This window comes from Streptomyces sp. NPDC046557 (assembly GCF_040645975.1).
In the GTDB taxonomy this organism is placed as follows: domain Bacteria; phylum Actinomycetota; class Actinomycetes; order Streptomycetales; family Streptomycetaceae; genus Streptomyces.
Genome location: NZ_JBEYZH010000003.1, coordinates 369,252 through 390,307, shown reverse-complemented (window position 1 = coordinate 390,307; position 21,056 = coordinate 369,252). Strand labels below are relative to the sequence as shown.

15 protein-coding genes and 1 pseudogene are annotated in these 21,056 nt (G+C 74.1%); 10 read left to right on the top strand and 6 right to left on the bottom strand.

Annotated features, from left to right (window positions below; genetic code table 11):
* The first annotated feature begins 170 nt into the window (after positions 1-170).
* From ABZ934_RS10595 to ABZ934_RS10555, 9 genes and pseudogenes are all read left to right on the top strand, one after another.
* The gene (locus tag ABZ934_RS10595; protein WP_361311118.1) at positions 171-1,778 is read left to right on the top strand and encodes a dynamin family protein; all 1,608 of its coding nucleotides are present in this window, start codon (positions 171-173) and stop codon (positions 1,776-1,778) included.
* 4 nt (positions 1,779-1,782) lie between these two features.
* On the top strand, positions 1,783-3,600 hold the full coding sequence (locus tag ABZ934_RS10590; RefSeq protein ID WP_361311116.1) for a GTPase: 1,818 nt from the start codon (positions 1,783-1,785) through the stop codon (positions 3,598-3,600).
* Between the two features lie 96 nt (positions 3,601-3,696).
* On the top strand, positions 3,697-4,104 hold the full coding sequence (locus ABZ934_RS10585; RefSeq protein ID WP_361311113.1) for a single-stranded DNA-binding protein: 408 nt from the start codon (positions 3,697-3,699) through the stop codon (positions 4,102-4,104).
* A gap of 401 nt (positions 4,105-4,505) precedes the next feature.
* Positions 4,506-5,534, top strand: a complete 1,029-nt coding sequence (locus ABZ934_RS10580; RefSeq protein ID WP_361311111.1) for a thioester domain-containing protein — start codon at positions 4,506-4,508, stop codon at positions 5,532-5,534.
* A gap of 192 nt (positions 5,535-5,726) precedes the next feature.
* Entirely contained in the window at positions 5,727-7,250 is a 1,524-nt protein-coding gene (locus ABZ934_RS10575) for a phosphatase PAP2 family protein (protein ID WP_361311109.1), read from the top strand.
* Between the two features lie 26 nt (positions 7,251-7,276).
* Positions 7,277-7,492 (top strand): annotated as a pseudogene (locus ABZ934_RS10570) (barstar family protein); the annotation flags it as partial.
* 399 nt (positions 7,493-7,891) lie between these two features.
* Positions 7,892-9,556: an energy-dependent translational throttle protein EttA gene (gene ettA / locus ABZ934_RS10565; protein WP_361311107.1), complete on the top strand. Its 1,665-nt coding sequence runs from the start codon at positions 7,892-7,894 to the stop codon at positions 9,554-9,556.
* A gap of 11 nt (positions 9,557-9,567) precedes the next feature.
* Positions 9,568-10,041, top strand: a complete 474-nt coding sequence (locus ABZ934_RS10560; RefSeq protein WP_361311105.1) for a thioesterase family protein — start codon at positions 9,568-9,570, stop codon at positions 10,039-10,041.
* Complete coding sequence (locus ABZ934_RS10555; protein ID WP_361311102.1) at positions 10,038-10,754, top strand: hypothetical protein; 717 nt, start codon at positions 10,038-10,040, stop codon at positions 10,752-10,754. Before ABZ934_RS10560 ends, ABZ934_RS10555 begins: the two co-directional genes overlap by 4 nt.
* A gap of 142 nt (positions 10,755-10,896) precedes the next feature.
* Here the strand turns inward: ABZ934_RS10555 and ABZ934_RS10550 are convergent, their stop codons facing one another.
* Positions 10,897-11,298: a globin gene (locus ABZ934_RS10550; protein WP_361311099.1), complete on the bottom strand. Its 402-nt coding sequence runs from the start codon at positions 11,296-11,298 to the stop codon at positions 10,897-10,899.
* Between the two features lie 308 nt (positions 11,299-11,606).
* On the opposite strand from ABZ934_RS10550, the gene ABZ934_RS10545 reads away from it, so the two are divergent.
* Positions 11,607-12,593 carry a methyltransferase domain-containing protein gene (locus ABZ934_RS10545; protein WP_361311097.1) on the top strand — a complete coding sequence of 329 codons (987 nt, stop codon included), beginning with the start codon at positions 11,607-11,609 and terminating at the stop codon, positions 12,591-12,593.
* Positions 12,594-12,638: 45 nt separating this feature from the next.
* Here the strand turns inward: ABZ934_RS10545 and ABZ934_RS10540 are convergent, their stop codons facing one another.
* The 5 genes from ABZ934_RS10540 to ABZ934_RS10520 form a co-directional block, all read right to left on the bottom strand.
* Positions 12,639-13,586 (bottom strand): FHA domain-containing protein, encoded by a 948-nt coding sequence (locus ABZ934_RS10540; protein ID WP_361311397.1) that lies wholly within the window; start codon positions 13,584-13,586, stop codon positions 12,639-12,641.
* A gap of 45 nt (positions 13,587-13,631) precedes the next feature.
* The gene (locus ABZ934_RS10535) at positions 13,632-14,960 is read right to left on the bottom strand and encodes a VWA domain-containing protein (protein ID WP_361311094.1); all 1,329 of its coding nucleotides are present in this window, start codon (positions 14,958-14,960) and stop codon (positions 13,632-13,634) included.
* 71 nt (positions 14,961-15,031) lie between these two features.
* Positions 15,032-16,519 (bottom strand): protein phosphatase 2C domain-containing protein, encoded by a 1,488-nt coding sequence (locus tag ABZ934_RS10530; protein ID WP_361311395.1) that lies wholly within the window; start codon positions 16,517-16,519, stop codon positions 15,032-15,034.
* Between the two features lie 471 nt (positions 16,520-16,990).
* A complete protein-coding gene (locus ABZ934_RS10525; RefSeq protein ID WP_361311092.1) occupies positions 16,991-19,660 on the bottom strand; it encodes a tetratricopeptide repeat protein in 2,670 nt (889 codons plus the stop codon).
* Positions 19,657-21,009 (bottom strand): hypothetical protein, encoded by a 1,353-nt coding sequence (locus ABZ934_RS10520; RefSeq protein WP_361311089.1) that lies wholly within the window; start codon positions 21,007-21,009, stop codon positions 19,657-19,659. The genes ABZ934_RS10525 and ABZ934_RS10520 overlap by 4 nt, the downstream gene beginning before the upstream one ends.
* Between the last annotated feature and the right edge of the window lie 47 nt (positions 21,010-21,056).

The window sequence follows — 21,056 nt, the reverse complement described above, 5'->3', positions numbered from 1 at the left end:
TCTCGCATCGCTTTTGCGCCGCGGCGCCCCTGGGTGTTGTGCACTCGTTATGCCTGCGTCCCACTCGTCCGCCGTGTCCATGATGTCCCGCTGGAGTCGCGGTCGGCGCGCAGAGGGCGTATAAGCTTCAAAAATGGCCTTAAATTGGGCATTCTTCGCATGTGGTGACCTTGGATGTTCGGCCTCAGCTGCTCGATGCCCTGTCCGCCCTGCGCGACCGGGTCGCGTCCGTGCGTCTGCCGCTGCCCCTGCCCGGCGCCCCGCGCGCCCGTCAGACGAGAGCCGAGTTGCTCGCGCAGCTCGACGACTACCTCGTCCCCCGGCTCAAGGCGCCCGAGGCGCCGCTGCTCGCCGTCATCGGCGGGTCCACCGGGGCCGGTAAGTCCACCCTCGTCAACTCTCTCGTGGGACGCCAGGTGAGTGAAGCCGGTGTCCTGCGCCCCACGACCCGCATCCCCGTGCTCGTCTGCCACCCCGACGACCACCACTGGTTCGCCGGCTTGCGGGTCCTGCCCGACCTCACCCGTGTATGGGCGCCCCAGGACGAGGAGGACGTACGCCCCACACCCAGAAGGACGCATCCGCGCGGACCGCAGCACACCACCCGCGAACTGCGGATCGAGACCGTCTCCACCCTCCCCCGCGGCCTCGCCCTCCTCGACGCCCCCGACATCGACTCCCTCGTCGTCGAGAACCGGACACTCGCCGCCGAGCTGATCTGCGCCGCCGACGTGTGGGTGATGGTCACCACCGCCTCCCGGTACGCGGACGCCGTCCCCTGGCATCTCCTGCGTACCGCCAAGCAGTACAAGGCCACCCTCGTCACCGTCCTCGACCGGGTCCCGCACCAGGTGCTCGCCGACGTCTCACGGCAGTACGGGGCCCTGCTCACCCGGGCCGGACTCGGTGACGTACCGCGTTTCACCGTCCCGGAGCTGCCCGAATCGGCCGGCGGGGGTGGGCTGCTGCCGGCCAGTGCCGTCGCGCCGCTGTTCGAGTGGCTCTGCCACCACGCCACGGACCCGGCCGCCCGCCAGTACGCAGTCGGACGGACCGCGCTCGGCGCGCTCGACTCCCTCGGCCGCCGCATGCCGGAACTCGCCTCCGCCGTCGCCGCCCAGCACGCCGCCGCCGTACGGCTGACCGCCGCCGTCGAGGACGCGTACAAGCGTGAGGGCCGGCGGGTGCGCAACCGGCTCGACCGGGGGGCCGTACTCGCCGGTGACGCCCTGACCCGCTGGCGCGGCTACCCCCTCGACACGAGCGCCGACGAACTGCTCGACTCGCTGGCCGAATCCCTGGCCGCCCTGTTGCAGTGCGCGGTGGCCGCGGCCGACGAGCGGATCGTCGACGCCTGGCGGCGCGAACCCGCCGCCGCGGCCGTACCCCTGCCCGCCCCCGACCGCGAAGCGGCGGAACGTATCGGCATGGCCGTACGCCGCTGGCGGCGGGTGCTGGAGGAACTGGCGGAGGAAGAGGTCGCGCAACTCGACCGGCAGCCGCCGCCCGACCCCGACGGCGTCGCCGCCCTGCTCGTCGCCGCCCTCCTCGGCGGCAAAAGGGCCCGGCCGGCCGGGGAGAAACTCGCCGAACGGATCGGCGCGCAGGCCGCCCTGCGCCTGCGCGACCGGGGCGGGGAACTCGTCGGCGAACACCTCGACCAGGTGCTGCGCGCCGAACGGGACCGCCGGCTCGCCCCGTTGGAAGCACTCGAAGTGACCCCCGAACCACAGGCCGAGCTGATCGCCGCGTTGTCCGTACTGCAGAAGGAGAGGTGAGACGGTGAGCGCCTTGACCGACCGCAGCGAGGAACGTTGGGACGACGGCTTCATCGCACGCTCGCGCCCCAGGCCGACCGGCGAGGGCCCGGACGGCGACGACGGCGACGACGCGCTCGTGCGGGCCGTCTCCGGAGCCGGCGGTGACGGCGGCAAGGTGCCCGCGCCCCCGCCCAGCCCCGAGGCGCAGGCCCTGCGGACCCGGCTGGACGCGCTGCGCCAACTGGTGGGGCTGTCGCGGACCCGCATCCTGGACGGCACCAGCCTCGCCGAGGCCGGTCGGGTGCTGGACGAGGCGGCGGCGCGACGCGGGCTCTCCCCCCAGCACACGGTCGTCGCGATCGCCGGAGCCACCGGAAGCGGAAAGTCCACGCTCTTCAACGCCCTCGCGGGAGTGCAGATCTCCGAGACGGGACTGCGCCGTCCCACCACCGCCGCGCCGATCGCTTGCAGCTGGTCCGACGGGGCCGCCGGGCTGCTCGACCGGCTGGAGATCCCGGGACGGCTACGACGCCGGCCCCGGGAGACCTCGGAGGCCGAGGCGCTGCGCGGGATGGTCCTCGTGGACCTGCCGGACCTCGACTCGGCGGTCGTCGCGCACCGCGAACACGTGGACCGGGTGCTGGCGCTCGTCGACGCGGTGGTGTGGGTGGTGGACCCGGAGAAGTACGCCGACGCCGTGCTGCACGAGCGGTACCTGCGGCCGCTGGCCGGGCACGCGGAGGTGACCTTCGTCGTCCTGAACCAGGTGGACCGGCTGCCCGGGGAGGCCGCCGACCTGGTCCTGGACGACCTGCGGCGGCTGCTCGACGAGGACGGCATGGCGCTCGGCGAGCACGGCGAGCCCGGCGCCACCGTCCTCGGGCTGTCCGCGCTGACAGGCGAAGGGGTCGGGGAACTCCGCGAGCTGCTGGGACAGTTCACCCAGGAGAAGGGCGCCGCGACCCGGCGGATCTCCGCCGATGTCGACCGGGCCGCGGCGCGCCTGCATCCGCTGTACGTCGCCGACGGGCACTCCGGTCCCCGGATCGGGGAGGCGGCGCGCGCCGCGTTCGAGGACCGGCTCGCGGAGGCGGTCGGGGCGTACGCCGCGGGGCTCGCCGCCGAACGGGCCTGGCGGCGCAACGCCGGCAAGGCGTGCGGGACGCCGTGGCTGCGGCTGTGGCGCTGGTACGAGAGCAGGCGCGCCCCGCGCTCCCTGTCGGGGCTGGCCGCCCTCGCGGCGATCGGGCGTTCCCCTGGGGCGGTGCAGGCGCCGGCCGAGGAGGAGGTCACCGCCCGGCAGCGGGTGGAGCAGGCCGTACGCATCGTCGCCGACGAGGCGGCCGTCGGGCTGCCCGAGCCGTGGGCGCAGGCGGTACGGGAGACGGCGGTGCGGGGGGCCGAGCGGCTGCCGGAGGCGCTGGACGAGATCGCGGTGACCTTGGGCGCGGCCGTCGCCGTACCCAAGGCCAAGCCGCCGCGGCCCAAGTGGTGGCCGGCGGCGGTGCTGGCGCAGGCGGCCATGACACTGCTCCAGATCTTCGGCGGACTGTGGCTGACCGGGCAGATCATCGGGGTCCTGGAGCCGCGCCTGATGCCGCCGGTGCTGCTGATGGTGGCGGGCATCGTCGGCGGGCCGCTCGTCGAATGGGCCTGCTCGATGGCGGCGCGGGGCCCCGCGCGCCGGTACGGGCAGGACGCGGAGCGGCGGCTGCGGCAGGCCGCGGCCGGGTGCGGGCGGGCCCGGGTGCTGGAGCCGGTCGCGGCGGAGCTGCTGCGGTACCGCGAAGTGCGGGAGCAGTACGCGACGGTGGCGAGGTTGTCCACAACCCGCCAGTAATCCACAGGCCCGAGCGGGACGGGGGCGGGCGGGCCAGCATGGTCGTACCTCGTGCGGATGGTCCGGCGGGGCTCGATACGGGGGAGGGGAGCCGGGATGAACGACACCCTGGTGACGCTGGTGGGTCATGTGGCGACGAAGATCGACTTCAAGGAGACCCCGGCGGGGCCGTCCGCGAGGTTCCGCTTCGCGGTGACGCCGCGGTACTTCGACCGGCGAAAGGAAACCTGGGCCGACGGCTCCACCAGCTTCTACACGGTGTGGGCACGGCGGACCCTGGCGGTCCACCTGGCGAGTTCCGTTTCGGTCGGCGAACCGCTGGTGGTGCACGGGCGGTTGCGGGTCCGGGAGGGGCCGCCCGACGGGGAGGGCGCCCGCTGGTTCTCGGCGGACATCGACGCCGTCACCATCGGACACGACCTCAACCGGGGAACCGCGGCGTTCCGTCGCGTCGTCAGAACCGACGTCCCACTGATGCCCCCTCAGAACGCGGCGGTGGTCTGAGTGTTCGAGGCGGCTAAGATCACCCGGTACTCACGGGCACCTGGGCCTTCGGCCCGAAGGGGAAGACTGTGTCGATCGCTGTTCCCGCATCCTCCGTTCCTGATCCCACCGCCGTCCCTGTTGCCGGTCGGCCGCCGGTCCCGCCCGTCCCGGGGGCCGACGTTGTCCCGGTTCCGCCTGACGGCCTTCCGGCTCTGCCTGGAGGCCTGCCGCACCTGCCTGACGGTCTGTCGGACCTGGTTCCGGTTGCGGTCGCCGAACGTGCTTCCGTACGGGTCTCCGCGCGACGTCCGCTGGCGGTCGCCCTGCTCGCCGCGGCCCTCGCCGCCGCACCCGGGGCACAGGCCGCGGCCGACTCCGGTTCGACCTCGGACCGGGCGGCGCCGGGGGGCGCGAGCGCCGTGCTGGACGGGCTGAAGACGTTCGGGCACGCGGTCCTGCGCGGCGCGGACGGCACGGTCCGGCAGATCCCCGCCGGGCTGTGCGAGATGCGCGTCGACGGGGGTGGCATGCTCCAGACGTACGGGGTCGGGGTGGCGGGCTACGCACAGCCCGAAGCCCGGTACACCGAGAGCGGGTGGGGCGGGACACCACTCGCCGCCAACCAGGACGCGGGCCGGATCCGCTGGGTGCTGGAGCACTCCTACCCGCAGCTCAACGATCTGGCAGGGCTCGCCAAGGCGGCCGGGGCCGGTTCCCTCACCGCCGAGAGCGCGGCGGCCGGGACCCAGGTGGCGATCTGGCGACTGGCCGACGGCGCGCAGGTCGAGGCGGCCGATCCGGCGGCGGAGAAACTGGCCGACTACCTCCAGCGGGAGGCGGGCCGGTTGCCGGAGCCGCCGGTCTCGCTGGGGCTGGACCCCGGGGAGGTGTCCGGTCCGGTCTCGGGGCCGACGGGTGCCCGGCTGGGGCCGGTCACGGTGCGGACGGGCGCGCAGAGCGTCACGGTCACCCCGGACGCGGCGGCCGTGGCCATGGGGGTGCGGGTGGTGGACGCCGAGGGGCGGCCGTTGACCACCGCCGGCAACGGGACCCGGCTCTACTTCGAGGTGCCGCCGGGCCCACCCGACGGACACGCCTCGGTCACCGTCCAGGGCTCCACCAAGGTCCCCGTCGGGCGGGTCCTCGCCAACGGGATCCCGGAGCAGGCGCAGATCGTGGCGGGCTCCAGCGCCGTCGCGACGACCGCCACCGCCTCGGCGCTGTGGCCCGCGCCCGGGGCGAGCCCGATGGGCGGGGCGGCGGCGGTGGCGCTGACCTCCCCAGACGACACCGCCGACGGGGAACGCCTCGCCACCAGCGGCAGCTCCGCGGCGACCCCGGTGATCGCCGGGCTCGCGGTCGGCCTGGTGGTGCTGGGCGGCATGGTGGTCCTGCTGCTGCGCAAGCGCCCGCTGGAGGAGGAGTCGGGCGGGGAGGAGGAGCTGTAGGGCTCGCGGAGGAGGAACTGTAGGGCTGTGGGAATCGCGACCCGGCCGGCGCGGCGGAGTCCCGGGCGGCGCGGTGGCATCGGGCCGGGCGGCGGTACGGGCCGGGGCGTGCCGCCCTGGGAGGGGTGGACGCGCGTAGCCGGGGTGGCGGGGTGGTGGATTCGGATCACGCTCGCGGGGTATTCGGTGGCAATGGCTGATCAGGAGCTGACCTGGCAAGGCGCGCTCGCGCGGTGGGACCGGCGGCTGTTCGACGCGGTGGCCCGGAGGCACTGGCCCGGGGCCGACACGGTGCTGCCCCGCCTCGGGCGGGCCGCGAACCACGGCGTGCTGTGGGGCGGGGCCGCCGCGGCGATCGCCGTGTTCGGCTCGACCCGGTCCAGGAAGGCCGCGGTGCGCGGCGTGGCCTCACTCGCGCTGGCCTCGGCGACCATCAACACCGTCGGCAAGTGGTCGGTGCGCCGCGCCCGGCCGCTGCTCGACGGGGTCCCGGCAGTGCGCCGGCTGAACACCCAGCCCTGGACCACCTCCTTCCCGTCCGGCCACGCCGCCTCCGCCTTCGCGTTCACCACCGGGCTCGCCCTGGAGGCGCCCGAGTGGGGCGCGCTCCTCGCGCCGGTGGCGGCCTCCGTGGCGTTCTCCCGGGTGTACACCGGGGTGCACTACCCGTCCGACGTGGTCGCCGGCGCCGCGTTCGGCGTCGCCGCCGGGCTCGTCGTCCGCAAGGTCGCGCGGGGCGTGGAGGGGTCGCGGATCGTACCGGGCGACGAACGCAAGGTGGTCGGGGCACCCGCCCTGCCCGACGGGGAAGGGCTGACCGTCGTGGTGAACACCGACTCGGGTACGGCCGCCCGCGCCGGGCTCGACTCCGTACTGGACCGGCTGCCCAAGGCTGAACTCGTGGAGTGCGCGGGCCCCGACCTACCGGCGGAACTGGCCGCGGCGGCCTCCCGCGCCACCGTGCTCGGCATCTGCGGGGGAGACGGCACCATCAACGCCGCCGCTACGGCCGCCCTGCGCGCCGGGATTCCGCTGGCGGTGTTCCCCGGCGGCACCCTCAACCACTTCGCCCTCGACCTCGGGCTGGCCGGGGCCGAGGACACCTGCCGGGCCCTGGCCGCAGGGCACGCGGTCCGCGTCGCCGTCGGCCGCTTCACCCCCGGCCCGCACCCCGCCCCACCCGAGGCCGGATCCGGGGACGCCCCGCCGGCGCGCCCCGCCGAGTCCGGGTACTTCCTGAACACCTTCAGCATCGGCGCCTACCCCGAACTGCTCCGACACCGCCTGCGCTGGGCCTCCCGGATCGGCGGTGGGCCCGCCGCCCTGCTGGCGGCCTGGCGGGTGCTGCGAGCCGAGCACCCCGTCGCACTGCGCCTCGCCGGCCGGCCCCGTAAGGTCTGGTTGCTCTTCGCGGGCAACGGCACCTACCACGGCACCGGCCCCACGCCCCGCCGCCGCGACAGCCTCGGCGAGGGACTGCTCGACGTACGGATGGTCTACGGCGGCGGCCGCCCCGGCCCCCGCCTCCTCGCCGCCGCCTTCGCCGGCCCCCTCACCCGTTCCCCCGTCCACACCGCGACCAAGCTGCGCAGCCTGCGCGTCGGGGACATCCCGGAGGGCACGCCCCTGGCCTACGACGGCGAGTACGCCCACGCCCCCTCCGCCCTCGTACTCGACACCCTCCCCCACGCCCTGATCGTCTACCGCCCCCACTGACACCCGCCGGCCCCTACGCTCGGCCCGTGACCACCACCCATGTACTCGACGGCGCCCGTATCCACGGCCTCCGGGATTTCCGGACGGTGATCGGTGAAGCCGTGGGCGGCCCCGGCGGCTACTTCGGCGGGAACCTCGACGCCCTGAACGACTGCCTTCGGGGCGGCTTCGGCACGCCCGACGACGGCTCCTTCGTCTTCGAGTGGCGCCACCACGCCGTCTCCCGAGAGGCTCTCGGCCACCCCGGCGGCGATCTTCACGGACCACGGCCCCCACACCCGCCGCCTCCTCTGACCAGGCGACGTCACGGAGTCAAGGTGTCGACGCCCAGGTCGGCGCGCATGGCGCCGAGCAGGGGGCGTCCTGCCCGTGGTGAGGCGGTGGCGGGGGTGCTCCGGCGCATCGTGCCGGTGCGTTCCGGGCGGGTCGGGGACGTCTCCCGGCGGTCTCCCCGCCGTCTCCGGGCCGTGGAAGTGGCTCCGCCGGCTACCGGTGAGGACCGACGGTGACCAGAGCGTGAGACCCGCCCCCCGGCAGCGGCCCAGGTCAGGGGCCCTGGACCATACGCGTTTCCCCCGGGGGATGGACGTCAGGCAAGATGGGGTGTATCTGCCCACCATCGATCTGCCGGACGGTTTCTCTTGGCTGAGTTCATCTACACCATGCGCAAGACGCGCAAGGCGCACGGCGACAAGGTGATTCTCGATGACGTCTACCTGAACTTCCTGCCAGGCGCCAAGATCGGTGTGGTCGGCCCCAACGGCGCCGGTAAGTCCACCGTTCTCAAGATCATGGCCGGGCTGGAGCAGCCGTCCAACGGCGACGCGTTCCTGTCGCCCGGTTACAGCGTCGGCATCCTCATGCAGGAGCCCAAGCTCGACGAGTCGAAGACGGTGCTGGAGAACGTCCAGGACGGCGCCGCCGAGGTCATGGGCAAGCTCAAGCGCTTCAACGAGGTCGCCGAGCTGATGGCGACCGACTACACCGACGCGCTCATGGACGAGATGGGCAAGCTCCAGGAGGACCTGGACCACGCCAACGCGTGGGACCTGGACGGTCAGCTGGAGCAGGCCATGGACGCCCTGGGCTGCCCGCCCGGCGACTGGCCGGTCACCAACCTCTCCGGTGGCGAGAAGCGCCGTGTCGCGCTCTGCAAGCTGCTGATCGAGGCGCCCGACCTGCTCCTCCTCGACGAGCCCACCAACCACCTCGACGCCGAGTCGGTGAACTGGCTGGAGCAGCACCTCTCGAAGTACGCGGGCGCCGTCGTGGCCGTCACCCACGACCGGTACTTCCTGAACAACGTCGCCGAGTGGATCCTCGAACTCGACCGCGGCCGTGCCCACCCGTACGAGGGCAACTACTCCACCTACCTGGAGAAGAAGGCCGCCCGCCTCAAGGTCGAGGGCCGCAAGGACGAGAAGCGCCAGAAGCGGCTCAAGGAAGAGCTGGAGTGGGTGCGGTCGAACGCCAAGGGGCGCCAGACCAAGTCCAAGGCCCGACTCGCCCGCTACGAGGAGATGGCGGCCGAGGCGGACAAGATGCGGAAGCTGGACTTCGAGGAGATCCAGATCCCGCCGGGCCCGCGCCTGGGCTCGATCGTGGTCGAGGTCAACAACCTCTCCAAGGCGTTCGGCGACAAGGTCCTCATCGACGACCTGTCCTTCACGCTGCCGCGCAACGGCATCGTCGGCGTCATCGGCCCGAACGGCGCCGGCAAGACCACGCTCTTCAAGATGATCCAGGGCCTGGAGACGCCGGACTCCGGCGCCATCAAGGTCGGCGAGACCGTCAAGATCTCGTACGTCGACCAGAGCCGCGCCAACATCGACCCCAAGAAGACCCTCTGGGCGGTCGTGTCGGACGAGCTGGACTACATCAACGTCGGCCAGGTCGAGATGCCGTCCCGCGCGTACGTCAGCGCCTTCGGCTTCAAGGGCCCGGACCAGCAGAAGCCGGCCGGCGTGCTGTCCGGCGGTGAGCGCAACCGCCTGAACCTGGCGCTGACTCTCAAGGAGGGCGGCAACCTGCTCCTCCTCGACGAACCCACCAACGACCTCGACGTCGAGACCCTCTCCTCGCTCGAGAACGCGCTGCTGGAATTCCCGGGTGCGGCCGTGGTCATCTCCCACGACCGCTGGTTCCTCGACCGAGTCGCCACGCACATCCTGGCGTACGAGGGTGAGTCCAAGTGGTACTGGTTCGAGGGCAACTTCGAGTCGTACGAGAAGAACAAGATCGAGCGTCTCGGCCCGGACGCGGCCCGTCCGCACCGTGCCACCTACAAGAAGCTCACCCGAGGCTGAGGTCTGAGGCCATGGCCAGACACCACTACCGGTGCCCGCTGCGCTGGGCGGACATGGATGCCTTCGGGCACGTCAACAACGTCGTCTTCCTTCGCTACCTGGAGGAGGCGCGCATCGACTTCATGTTCCGCTTGGCGCCGGGGGAGGGCAGCGAGTCCTTCACGGGCGGCTCCGTCGTCGCCCGGCACGAGATCGACTACAAGCTGCCCCTCGTGCACCGGCACGAGCCGGTCCTCATCGAGAGCTGGGTGACCCGGATCGGCGCCGCGTCCCTGACCATCCGCTACGAGGTCAAGGACGAGGCGACCGAGGACGCGCCGGAGACGGTCTACGTGCGTGCCGAGACCGTCGTCGTGCCGTTCAACCTCGCCGAGGGGCGGCCCCGCCGCATCACGGCCGAGGAGAGGCGCTTCCTGGAGGAGTACCTCGACGAGCCGGTCTCCGCCGGGGCCGCGAGGCACCGTGAAGGGCGCCTCGCGGCATGACCGGGCAGTTGCGCTTCGCCGATTCCGGGGAGGCGGCGGACCTCGTCGCCTTCCTGGGCCGGCTGGTGCACTACGACCGCGCCGCCGCCGTACGCCTGCAGGCCCGGGCGGACGGCGGCGCGCTCGCCGTCTTCGGACGGCCGCCGTCCTTCGACGTCCTGGCCGTCCGTACGGTGCGGCTCGCCGCACCCGTCGGCCGGCCGTTGGACCTGACGGTGTCCGCCGGTGAGCTGTTGGAGTCCGTGGACGAGGGCGCCGCCGGCGCCGCCGTGCCCCGGCCCGTCACCGGGCCGCCGTGGGCCGGAGTGCTGCCCCCGCGCGGAGGCTGGGAGCGGGTGCCCGGGCTGCCCGGCGCCGAGGAGATGCGGGCCGCCGTGGCCGGGGCCGTCGCCGAGTTCCGTTCCCGTGACGCGGCACTGCCCCCGCAGCACCGGACCCGGTCGGAACGCGACCGGATCGGCCGCGACATCTGGTCCCGGACCCTGGGCGACACCGAACTGCCGCTGCGCGCCGTCCACGCCGCGCAGTCCCTCGGCTTCCTGCGGCCGGTGCGGGCCACCGTCCCGGTCCAGGCGGCCCACGAGCGGCCCGAGCCGGTGGCGCTGTTCACCTCCGGGGGCTGGCTGCGGCTGAGCACCCCGTACGGGTCCGTCGCCATGCGGCGCCCCGGGCGGACCGAGGGGCTCGGCGCCCTGCTGGTCCGGCCCGTGTGACCCGGTAGGGCCGGCCCGATCTACCCGGGCCGGGGCCCGGCCCCGCCTACCCAGCCCCAGGCCCGGCCCGGCAGGCCAACCCCAGGCCCGGCCCGATAGGCCCGGACTCCGTCGGCCCCGCCCGGTCGACCCGTCGGGTCGGTCAGGCCGTGTTGATCATCGAGGCGGCCGCGTAGGTCAGGTACCGCCACAGCTGCGCCTCGTGCTCCGGCGCCAGCCCCAGCTCGTCCACCGCCTCCCGCATGTGGCCCAGCCACGCGTCGTGCGCGGCCGCGTCCACCCGGAACGGCGCGTGGCGCATGCGCAGGCGCGGGTGCCCGCGGTTCTCGCTGTACGTGGACGGGCCGCCCCAGTACTGCATCAGGAACAGCGCGAACCGCTCCTCGGCCGGGCCGAGGTCGCCCTCCGGGTACATCGGGCGCAGCAGCGGGTCTTCGGCGACGCCCTGGTAGAAGCGGTGGACGAGCCGGCGGAAGGTGGCCTCGCCCCCCACCAGCTCGTAGAAGGTCTGCTCCTGGACCGTGCTCTGCGGATTGTCATTCACCCGACCATCGTCTCAGACACCCGGACGGAGGACGGCGGTCCCGGGCCCTGTCGTCCAAGTCCCGCCTGGCCCGGCACGTCCGGCACCGCACCTCGCTGCGTTGTCGGAGCGCCCAAGTACGTCCAGTACACGGGCGCCCCTCCGCCTTGCGATGCACGGCACCGGACGCCCCGGGCCTCAACGGCGCTACTTTGACGACAGGACCTGGGCCCCTCCGCCGACCGCACCGGCGGGTACCGGCCGGTACCCGCCGGTGCGGTCGGCGACCAGCGCTCGCCTTCGCCGCCCCTGGGTTGGACAGTGGAGACATGGGAGCACACACCGCGGGACGGGACGTTCGCGAGGTCGCGCACGCCGCCCAGGTGCGGGAGCTGACCGCAGCCGGGGTCCTCCAGGACCCGGCCTGGCGGGCGGCCTTCACCGCCGTGCCCCGGCACGTCTTCGTGCCGTACTTCTGGACCGGTCGCGGCGCCGGGCACGAGCGGCTGTGGGGCGAGGACCCGGACCCCGAGCGGCGGGCGCGCTGGCTGCGCGGGGTCTACACGGACACGCCCCTCGCGACCCGGCTGCGCGACGGCGAGCTGCTGTCCTCCAGCAGCCAGCCCTCCCTGATGGCCAGGATGCTGGAGGCGCTGGAGGTGCGGGACGGGGACGACGTGCTGGAGATCGGCGCCGGCACCGGCTACAACGCGGCGCTGCTCTGCCACCGGCTCGGCGACGAGCACGTCACCACCGTGGACCTGGATGAGGAGATCACCGAGTCCGCCCGGGCCCACCTGGCCCAGCTCGGGTACCGGCCGACGGTGGTCACCGGCGACGGGGCGCGTGGCTGCCCCTCGCGCGCGCCCTTCGACAGGATCCTGGTGACCTGCACGCTCCCGCTGATCCCATCCGCCTGGCTCGGACAGTGCCGGCCCGGCGCGCGCATCCTCGCGCCCCTGTCGACGGGCCTGATCGCGCTCACCGTCCGCGACGCCGCCTTCGCCGAAGGCCGCTTCCTGCACACCCCGGCCTACTTCGTCCCCTTGCGCGGGGCCACCGCGGCTGCCCCCGGCTCCGCCTCGGCGCAGGACGGGTTCCCGTACGAGCTGGTGGAGAACGAGCGCTTCCAGTTCATGCTGATCCTCAGCGGAGGCGCGCTGCACCCCCGGGAGGCGCTGGACCTCTGGCGGGGCGAAGGCCGACCGGGGCGCGAGCGCTTCGGCGTCACGGTCACCCCGGAGGGCCAGTGGTCCTGGCTGGACGACCCCCGGGGCCCGTACGTGTGGTCCCTGGGGGAAGCCGCGTCGGTGTGAGGCCCTGTCCGGTACGGGGCCGGACGACGTGCCGGGCCCGCCCGGCTAGCCGCGCCGGACGGTGATGGTGGTCCAGGCGCCGACGTGGACGCGGTCGCCGTCGGCGAGGGGGACGGGGACGTACGGCTGGATCGGGTCCTCGCCGCCGTTGATGGTGGTGCCGTTGGTGGAGTTCTGGTCCACCACGGCCCAACTGCCGTCGGGCTGCTGGACGAGGACGGCGTGCTGGTGCGAGACGCCCGGGTCCTCCGGGGGCACCGACAGATCGACGTCGGGTGACTCGCCCGTGGAGGCGCGGCGGCGGCCGATGGTGATCTGGCCGCCGGAGAGCGGGAGGTGCTGCTCGGGGGAGTAGGCGGGCAGGTTGAGCGCCGCCGCCTCGGGGCCGCTGCGCTGCATCATCGCCATGAAGTACGAACGGTCCGGGCCGATCGTCGCACTCCAGGAGCCGCCGCCCTGGGACGGGAAGGGCTGTTGCTGCGGTTGTCGCGGTTGCTGCTGCGGTGCCTGGTGAGGCTGCTGGTGCTGCTGGGGGGCGTACTCCTGCCGCAACGGCTGCTGCTCGTGCGCCGGGGGCGGCAGCAGCCAGTCGTCCTCGCGCTGGAGCGGCTCGGCCGGGCGGTTCACCCGGGACGGGCGCGAGCCCTGGTAGTCGAAGTGGTCCTGGGAGAAGGTCGGCGGCGCCGGTACCGGCGGCGGGGGCACGGGCTGGTGGCCGGGGCCGCCCTGCGCCTCCTGCGGGAAGGACGCCGGCGTCGGCGTGCGCGTCAGGAAGTTGAACCGGCACTCCTCGCAGAACGGCGCCATCGCCTCGCGCGGGGTGCGGCACTGCGGGCACAGCTCGGCCTGCGCGGTCGGCTCACCGGCCGTGGGAGGGTAGCCGTAGCCGTAGGAGGGCGCCTCGGGAGCGCTCGTAGCGGCAGCCATGCGGTGGCCGCAGACCTCGCACCAGTCGTCGGAGGCGGACTGGTGTCCGTTCGGGCAGGTCGGCATGGCGACGCTTCCCCCTTCTCCCTGCGTCATCGCGTCAGGTTCTTCTCAGGTCTTCTTCACTCGGACGGTCTGCGTCGAACGCGTTTCAAGGGTCATCTCGTCGGCATCGGCGACCTTCGCTTTCAGCCGCACAGTACCCGCCGCCGCATCCACGACATCCACCACCTTCGCCAGAAGCCGGGCGGTGTCGGCGTTCCCGGACGCGCTCGCGAGTTGCACGGCACGCCCCAGCTTGGCGGTGGCGCCGTCGACATCACCCAGTTTGCGGGCTTCCAGGCCCTGCTGGATAGCCTGCGCCAGCTCCGCCTGTCCCGTGTAGTGCGCCACCTGCGGGCTGATGGCGGTGGAAGCGGCCAGGTCGTCCGTCCACACCGCCCGGACCAGGCCCTGGGCGAGCGTGGTCGACGGCTCCCCGAGGGCGCCGGGCACGACCAACATGGCCCGCGCGGCCAGCATCTCCTGGCCGACGGACGCCCCCGGCACCCGTACGCACACGTGGTACTCGCGGGACTCGTCGCCCCACGAACCCGTCGGGTAGTCGCCCGCGCGCGGACCGGCCTCGGTCCGGCGGTCGGTGAGGTCCTGGACGGCGGGCGCGACCTGCTTGACGTACTGGATCTCCGCGCCGACCGGGGTCCACAGGCGCAGCGAGACGTCGGCCACCTCCTTGCCCATGACGCTCTCCATCATGCGCGTGAAGTCCTCGCCGAGGTGGGCCGGATCGGCCACGATGTCGGCGGTGCCGAGCAGCGCGCTCGCGATGCCCGTCACCTCCTTCACCTCCCAGTCGGTGCCCACACCGCGCGCGTCGCAGGTGAACCGGCCCGCGCAGGCGTCGAGGGTGGCGCGCAGCGCGGTCGGCTCCTCGTGCTCGTTGCGGCCGTCGGTGAGGAGGATTCCGTGCCGGATCGTGGCGCCGGACCCGCGCAGCAGGCCGTCGGCCAGGCGCAGCCAGGTGCCGATGGCGGTGCCGCCGCCGGAGCTGAGGCCGCGCAACGCCTCCTTGGCCTGGCTGCGCGTGGCGGGATCGGCGGTGGCCAGCCGCCCCTGGCCGGGGTAGACCTCGCGGGCGACGTGGGTACCGGCGATCACGGCGAACGAGGTGCCGTCGCGCAGGGTGTCGATGGCGGCGGCGGTGGCCTCGCGGGCGCCGCGCATCTTGGTCGGCGGGTACTCCATCGAGCCGGAGCAGTCGACCATGATCACGACGGCGGCGCCGCCTGGTGCCAGGGCGGTCGAGCGGGTGGCGGTGGCGCCGCCGGTGGAGGTGACCGTGACGATGGCGTGGACGTCGCGGCCGCCTTCGGGAAGGAACTCGTTCTGGTACACCTCCACGCTGAAGCGCGGGGCGCTCGGCTTGGCGAAGTTCGCCATCGGTGGGACTCCTAGGAGGTCGGTCGAGGGACGTCGTCAGGCCCGGGGACGGGGCTCGGGCGGGGTTCCGCTTACGCTTCCGTTTCCACGTGGGCCGAGGGCCGTGGCGTGGCGGCGGCGAAGGGTACGACGGCCACGGTGACGTTGTCGTGGCCGCCCCCGTCGAGGGCGTGACCCACCAGGACCTGCGCGCTGTGCAGGGGCCGGGTCGCCGCGTCGGGCGGCAGGACCTGGGCCATCTCCCGCGCGGACTCGGCGTAGTTCCACAGGCCGTCGGTGCAGACGACGACCACGCCGGCGTGGTCCGGCTTGAAGCTGGCGGTGTGCGGTTCCAGGTCGTACGCGTCGGCGCCGAGCCAGCCGGTGATGGCGTGGGCGCGGACGTCCGCGTACGCCTCCGCCTCACCCATCAGCCCGGCCGCGACCATCTGCGCGGCCCACGAGTCGTCCTCGGTGAGGCGGCGGGGGAGGGCGGCGCGGTCGTCGGGGACCCAGTAGGCGCGGCTGTCGCCGACCCAGCCGATGGTGAGCACACCGCCGCTGACGACGGCGCCGACCAGGGTGCAGGCGGGGGCGTTCTGGGCGCCGGGGACCTCCGGAGCCAGGGCGTTGACGGCGGCGGCCGCGGCCAGGATCGCCTCGTGCATGGCCTCCTGGGGGTGGGCGCCGCGGGGCAGGGCTTCGAGCAGCGCCTCGTTGGCGGCGCCGGCGGCGGCGGCCGACGCCTCGTCGGGGCGACTGGCGGAGGACACGCCGTCGCAGACGATGGCGACGGTGGCGGCGGAGCCGTCGGGGAGGGCGGTGGCCGCCACCGCGAACGAGTCCTCGTTGCGGTGGTGGCGCAACCCGCGGTCACTGACGGCGGCGACGCTCCCCAGTTCCTCTTCGAGGTGGTCCCGCTCCCGGGGCTGCGCGTGGCCGCAGTGCTCGCAGTACCCGTCGGTGTCGACGTGCCCGGCACGGCAGGCGACGCAGGTCTTGCCTTCGCCCTGCGGGGGGCCGTACGGGGACTCCTGTGCGGAGCCGTCGCCGTGCGGGGCGGTGTACGGGGGTTCGTGGGCCGGGGGTTCCTGTGTCGGAGAACCAGGCGTCGGGGGTTCGTGGGCCGGGGCTTCCGGCGCCGGGGGTGACTGCCAGGAGGCGGCCCGGTCCGGTTCGGCCGGGGCGCCGGCCCAGTCGCCGGCTTCGTCGACCAGCGTCGGGGCGGCGCTGGTCACACTGCCCCACCCCGGGGCGGGTACTCCGGAGCCGTACCCGCCCCCGGGCGCGGCCGGTTCGGGGTGGTCGCCGTACGGCCGGCCGGTGTGGGACGCCGGTGCCGGTACCGGCCGGGCGGGGTACTCCCCGACGGACCCGTACGGCTCCCGGTCACCGCCGGGGTGGCTGCCCTCCGGGGCCGGCGGCCGGCCGGCGACGCCGTGAGCGGGGGCGCCTTGCGGGAGCGCCGCGGAGCCGGGGGCGTATCCGCCGGGGCCGGCTGCGGTCGGCCCGTCCGGGGCGCGCTCGTCCGGCACGGCCGGGCCGGACGACACCGGGTAGCCGGCCCCCCCGGAGTGCACCGCGGCCTGGGTCTCGGCGGGGCAGGAGCCGCCTCGGTCGGGGCCGCTGGGGGAGGGGTGACCACCGCCCCCGGGGCTCGGTACGACCCCTGCGGCCGCGCCGGGTCGGGCGTGCGCCGGTCCGCCGGACAGGTTTCCACCACGGGCTTCGACCGGGGCGTAGCCGCCGGGGGCGGGCGAGGCCGGGCAGCCCGCCCCGCCGGGGTCGGCGGCGGTGGACACCACGGGACTCGGGGCGGTGGCTCCCCCGGGGCCGGCCGGGGCATACCCGCCCGGGCCGGTCGAGCCTCCCGGGGCGGGCCGGCTGCCCGGGCCGTCCCCGGACGGGGGATCGGCCGGGGCGTAGCCGCCGGGGGCGGGCGAGTCCGGGGTGGCGGAGACCGCGTAACCGCAGACCCCGCAGAAACGGTCACCCTCTTCCAGGGGCTCCGCGCAGCTGGGGCAGCCCGACAGCCGATGCATCGACATCAATCACACCCACGTCCGGGGACGGAAACGGTTTGCCCGCTCCACCAGTTCGATCCTCTCCTCGCCCCGCTGCGCCAGCCGAGCGAGGACGCGGTACGAGCGCTCCAGGCCGAAGCGCAGCCCCCGCTCGTCCAGTTGACTGTCGAGCAGCGTGGTCCGGCCGGGGTCGGCACCCCGGCTACCCGACAGTACCCAGTCCAGGGCCGAGCCCAGAACCTCCACCGAAAGCCGCTCCCGCCGCACCGAGTCCAGTCCCACCCGCCCCAGCGCCTCCACCTGCGCGGCAGCCGCCGCCAGGTCGGGCAGCAGGGGTTCCTCCGGGGACCGGTCGCGCAGGCGTGCCCGTACCGCCGCCACCCGGGCGGCGGTGTAGTGGATCGACACCTCCGGCACCGACTCCAGCGTGCGCACCGCCCCCGTCCGGTCGCCGGAGGCCAGTTGCACCCGTGCCAGCCCGAACGCCGCGCTCACGAAGCCGGGATCGGTGATCCAGACGAGCCGGTAGTACTCGGCGGCGTTGTCCAACTGCCCGAGGACCTCCGCGCACAGGCCCAACGCCAGCTTCGGCGCCGGCTCGCCCGGGAAGGCGTCATAGACGGCGTCGAAGGACAGGGCGGCGATCTCGTCGTCCCCGGTGGCCAGGGAGGCGATGCCGCGCGCCCACACCACCCGCCAGTCGTCGGGGTGCAGGACCTCCAGCTCGGCCAGCGCCCGCCCCGCCACCGCGAGTTCGCCGAGCTCCAGCCGAGCGCGCAGCTCCCGCAGCCGCAGTTCGGCGGAGTCGGCGGGAGCCGAGCCCAGCGCTCCCAGGAGGTCGGCGGGAGCGGCGGTGAGCAGTCCGGCCAGGAAGCCGGCGCTCGGGTCGGCCGGGTCCACCAAGGGAACCGGCAGCGCCAGCGCCATGTCCCGGGCGTCCAACGCCGCGAGCCCGCTCCCGGCGTGCGGTTCTTGCGGTACGGCCGGCGGCGCGGGGACGACTCCCGTCACCATTTCGCCCTGCCTGGGCGCCGGCACCCCTACGCCGGCCACTCCCACGCCCGTCGCCCCGACCCCGACCATCCCTACGCCGGCCGCCCCGACCCCGACCATCCCTACGCCGGGCGCTCCGGCGGTGACCGCCGCACGCCGGCCGGGCAGCCGGGGCCATCGCGAGCCGACATCTGCGCGCACGCCCAGCCGGGACACCTCCGTCCCCGCCTCGTCCGCGTACAACCGGGTGTCCGGCACCCGCAGTTCCGGCCCGAACAGCGTCGACAACTGGGGGTGCGGCCGGCCCGTCTGGAGCGCCACGACCTCCCGCAACACACCCGTCAGCTGGTCCGCCATCTCCTGCGCGGATGCGAACCTCCGCCCCGGATCCGGGTCCGTCGCCCGCACCAGCAGCCGGTAGAACGACTCGTACCGGCGGAAGACCTCGATGTGTTCGGGCTCGGGCAACGAATCCACGAACACGTTCGTATAGCCCTGGAAGTCGAAGGTCAGCACCGCCAGGGTGCGCGCCACCGTGTAGAGGTCCGACGCCACCGAAGGTCCCAGCTCCGCGACCTCCGGCGCCTGGTAGCCGACCGTGCCGTAGATGGCCGACTCCTCGTCGTCCATCCGCCGTACCGCGCCCATGTCGATCAGCTTCAGCTGGTCCTGCTGTTGGATCGCGTTGTCGACCTTGAAGTCGCAGTAGAGGAGGTTCCTGCTGTGCAGGTGACCGAGTGCCTCCAGCGCCTCGATGCCGTACGCGCACGCCTGCTCCACCGGCAGCGGATCGCGCCGCCCGTCCGGCCGCCGCCGCCCGTTGGCGATCTCCTTGAGCGACTTGCCGCCGACGTACTCCATGACGATGTACCCGTCCAGCGAACCGGTCCGCTGGTCGAGGTGCTCCACGAAGTTGTAGATCCGCACGATGTTGGAGTGCTCGATCTCCGCGAGGAAGCGTCGCTCGGATATCGCCGCCTCCATCGCGTCCTGGTCCCCGGTGTCCAAAAGGCCCTTGAGTACCACCCAACGGTCGGAGACCGCCTTGTCCACCGCGAGGTACACCCAGCCGAGACCGCCGTGGGCGAGGCAGCCGGCCACCTCGTACTGGCCGCGCACCACGTCGCCCGGGTTCAGCTTGGGCACGAAGGAGTACGGATGCCCGCACTTGGTGCAGAACCCTTCCGTCCGACCGGGCCGGTCGCCCCGCGCCCGCCCCACCGGGGCCCCGCAGTCGGAGCGGGAGCAGAACCGCTTGCGCTCCGGGACCTCGGGGTTCTCCAGCACCGCCGCCGAGGGGTCCGGGCGCGGCACCTCCGGCACCCTGACCAGTCCGGCGCCCAGCCGGCCGCGCCCCGAGGTGGATCCGGCCGAACCCGAACTGCGCACCGACACCGAACGGCTGGACGCCGTTCCCGGCAGGGACCGCGACAGCCGCCCGGACACCGAGCGCCGTGAGGAGGACGAACGGGAGGAGCGGGAGGAGCGGGCCGACGCCGACGAGGAGCGCCCCGAGCCACGGGAGTCACCGTGGCGGGCGGCGCTGGTCATGCCCGTGGGCGGCGACACCAGTTCCTCCGCGCCGGCGGAGACGGCGCCGATCGGCGCCAGGCCACAGGTGTCGCAGTAGACCTCGCCGCCCCCCATGTCCTCGTACGTCCCCGGGCAGCCGGGGCGCACGCACGCCGTTCCGGTCAGGCTCATCCGTCTTCCCTCTCCGCCCCGTCCACGGCGGGGGATGTCTCCTGCGGCTGCGACTGCGACTGCGACTGTGCTTGCGGCTGCGGCTGCGGCTGCGGTGCCAGCGCCTCGGCCGTGGCCCGCTGGTAGCGCAGTACGGCCTGTTCGGCGGCCCTCAGGTCGCATGGCGCGCTCCACAGCATCCGCCGAGCGGTGTCGTAGCGCTCCATCAACAGCGGATCCTCCGCCAGGCCGTGCCGGGCCACCTTCGCCCGGTACGCGTCGAGCCGCCCCCGCAGCTCCGCCCGCACCGCGAGCGGCGCCGTCACCGCCGTCAACGACTCGCGCGCCCGGCGCAGTTCGTCCTCCGCCCGCTCCTCCAGGGCTTCCAGCAGCGGGGACAGCCGGTGCCACTGGGCCTGCCGGCGGTACTCGGCCGCCGCCGCGAGCTGCTCCTGCAACGCCGTCGGCGGACCGCTGACCGCCGGCACCTCCGACGCGGCGATCTTGGCCAGTACCTCGCCGCGCGCAGTCCGCGCCTCCGCGAGGGTGCGGTCGGCCCGCGAGAGCACGTCCCGCACACCGATCAGCCGCTGTTCGGCATCCTGCCGTACGGCCAGGACCGCCTCGATCTCGCGCCGTACGTCATCCAGCGCGCGCGCCGCCCGGTCGTAGCGGGTGGTGTCCGGACGGCCGCCGCCCGGGGCGGAACTCCCCGTCACCGCGACCCAGAACGCCAGCGGGTCCGCGATCACCTGCTCCCGCAACCGCGTCAGTTCGGCGGTGATGTCCTCCAGGTCGTCCCCGGAGGGGTGTTCGCCGGGTCGCACGCCCACCGAACGCGCCAGCGAACGCGTGCGGTGCAGTTCGGCCGCGAGCAGGTCGATCCGCGCGGGAAGCGCCGACCAGACCGCGTCGGCCGCGACCACCACGTCCAGCGAGCTCGCGTACAGCTCGTTCATCCGCACCACCAGCTCCGCGAGCGAGAACCGCTCCGCGAGGGCGGCGCCCTCGGCCCCGGCGCCGGCGATCACCACCCCCGGCCCCCGCAGCCGGTCGGTCAGCTCGACGAGGTCCTCCGGGCTCGGCCGGCGCCGCCGCTCGCGGATCTGCCGGGCGGCGGCCAAGGCACCGCTGTAGGCGTCGAAGTACGTCCAGAGTCGGGTGATCGCCGCGTCGGCGGCCGTCCACCGCTCCTTGGTGACCCCGGTCAGTCCCGCGCCCTCCAGCAGCCGCCGCCCGGCATGGTCCTGAAGCGCGAGCAGGGACGTCTCGACGGCCTCGTGCTCCGCGACCAGGCGGGCCAGCGCGCGGTCGACCTCGTCCCTGTCCATCACCGCCGTTCCAGTCTGCGGACGGCTCACCCGGCTCATCCCGCTCTCCCCGCTCACGTACGGCCCCGATCCCGACCCGGATCCCG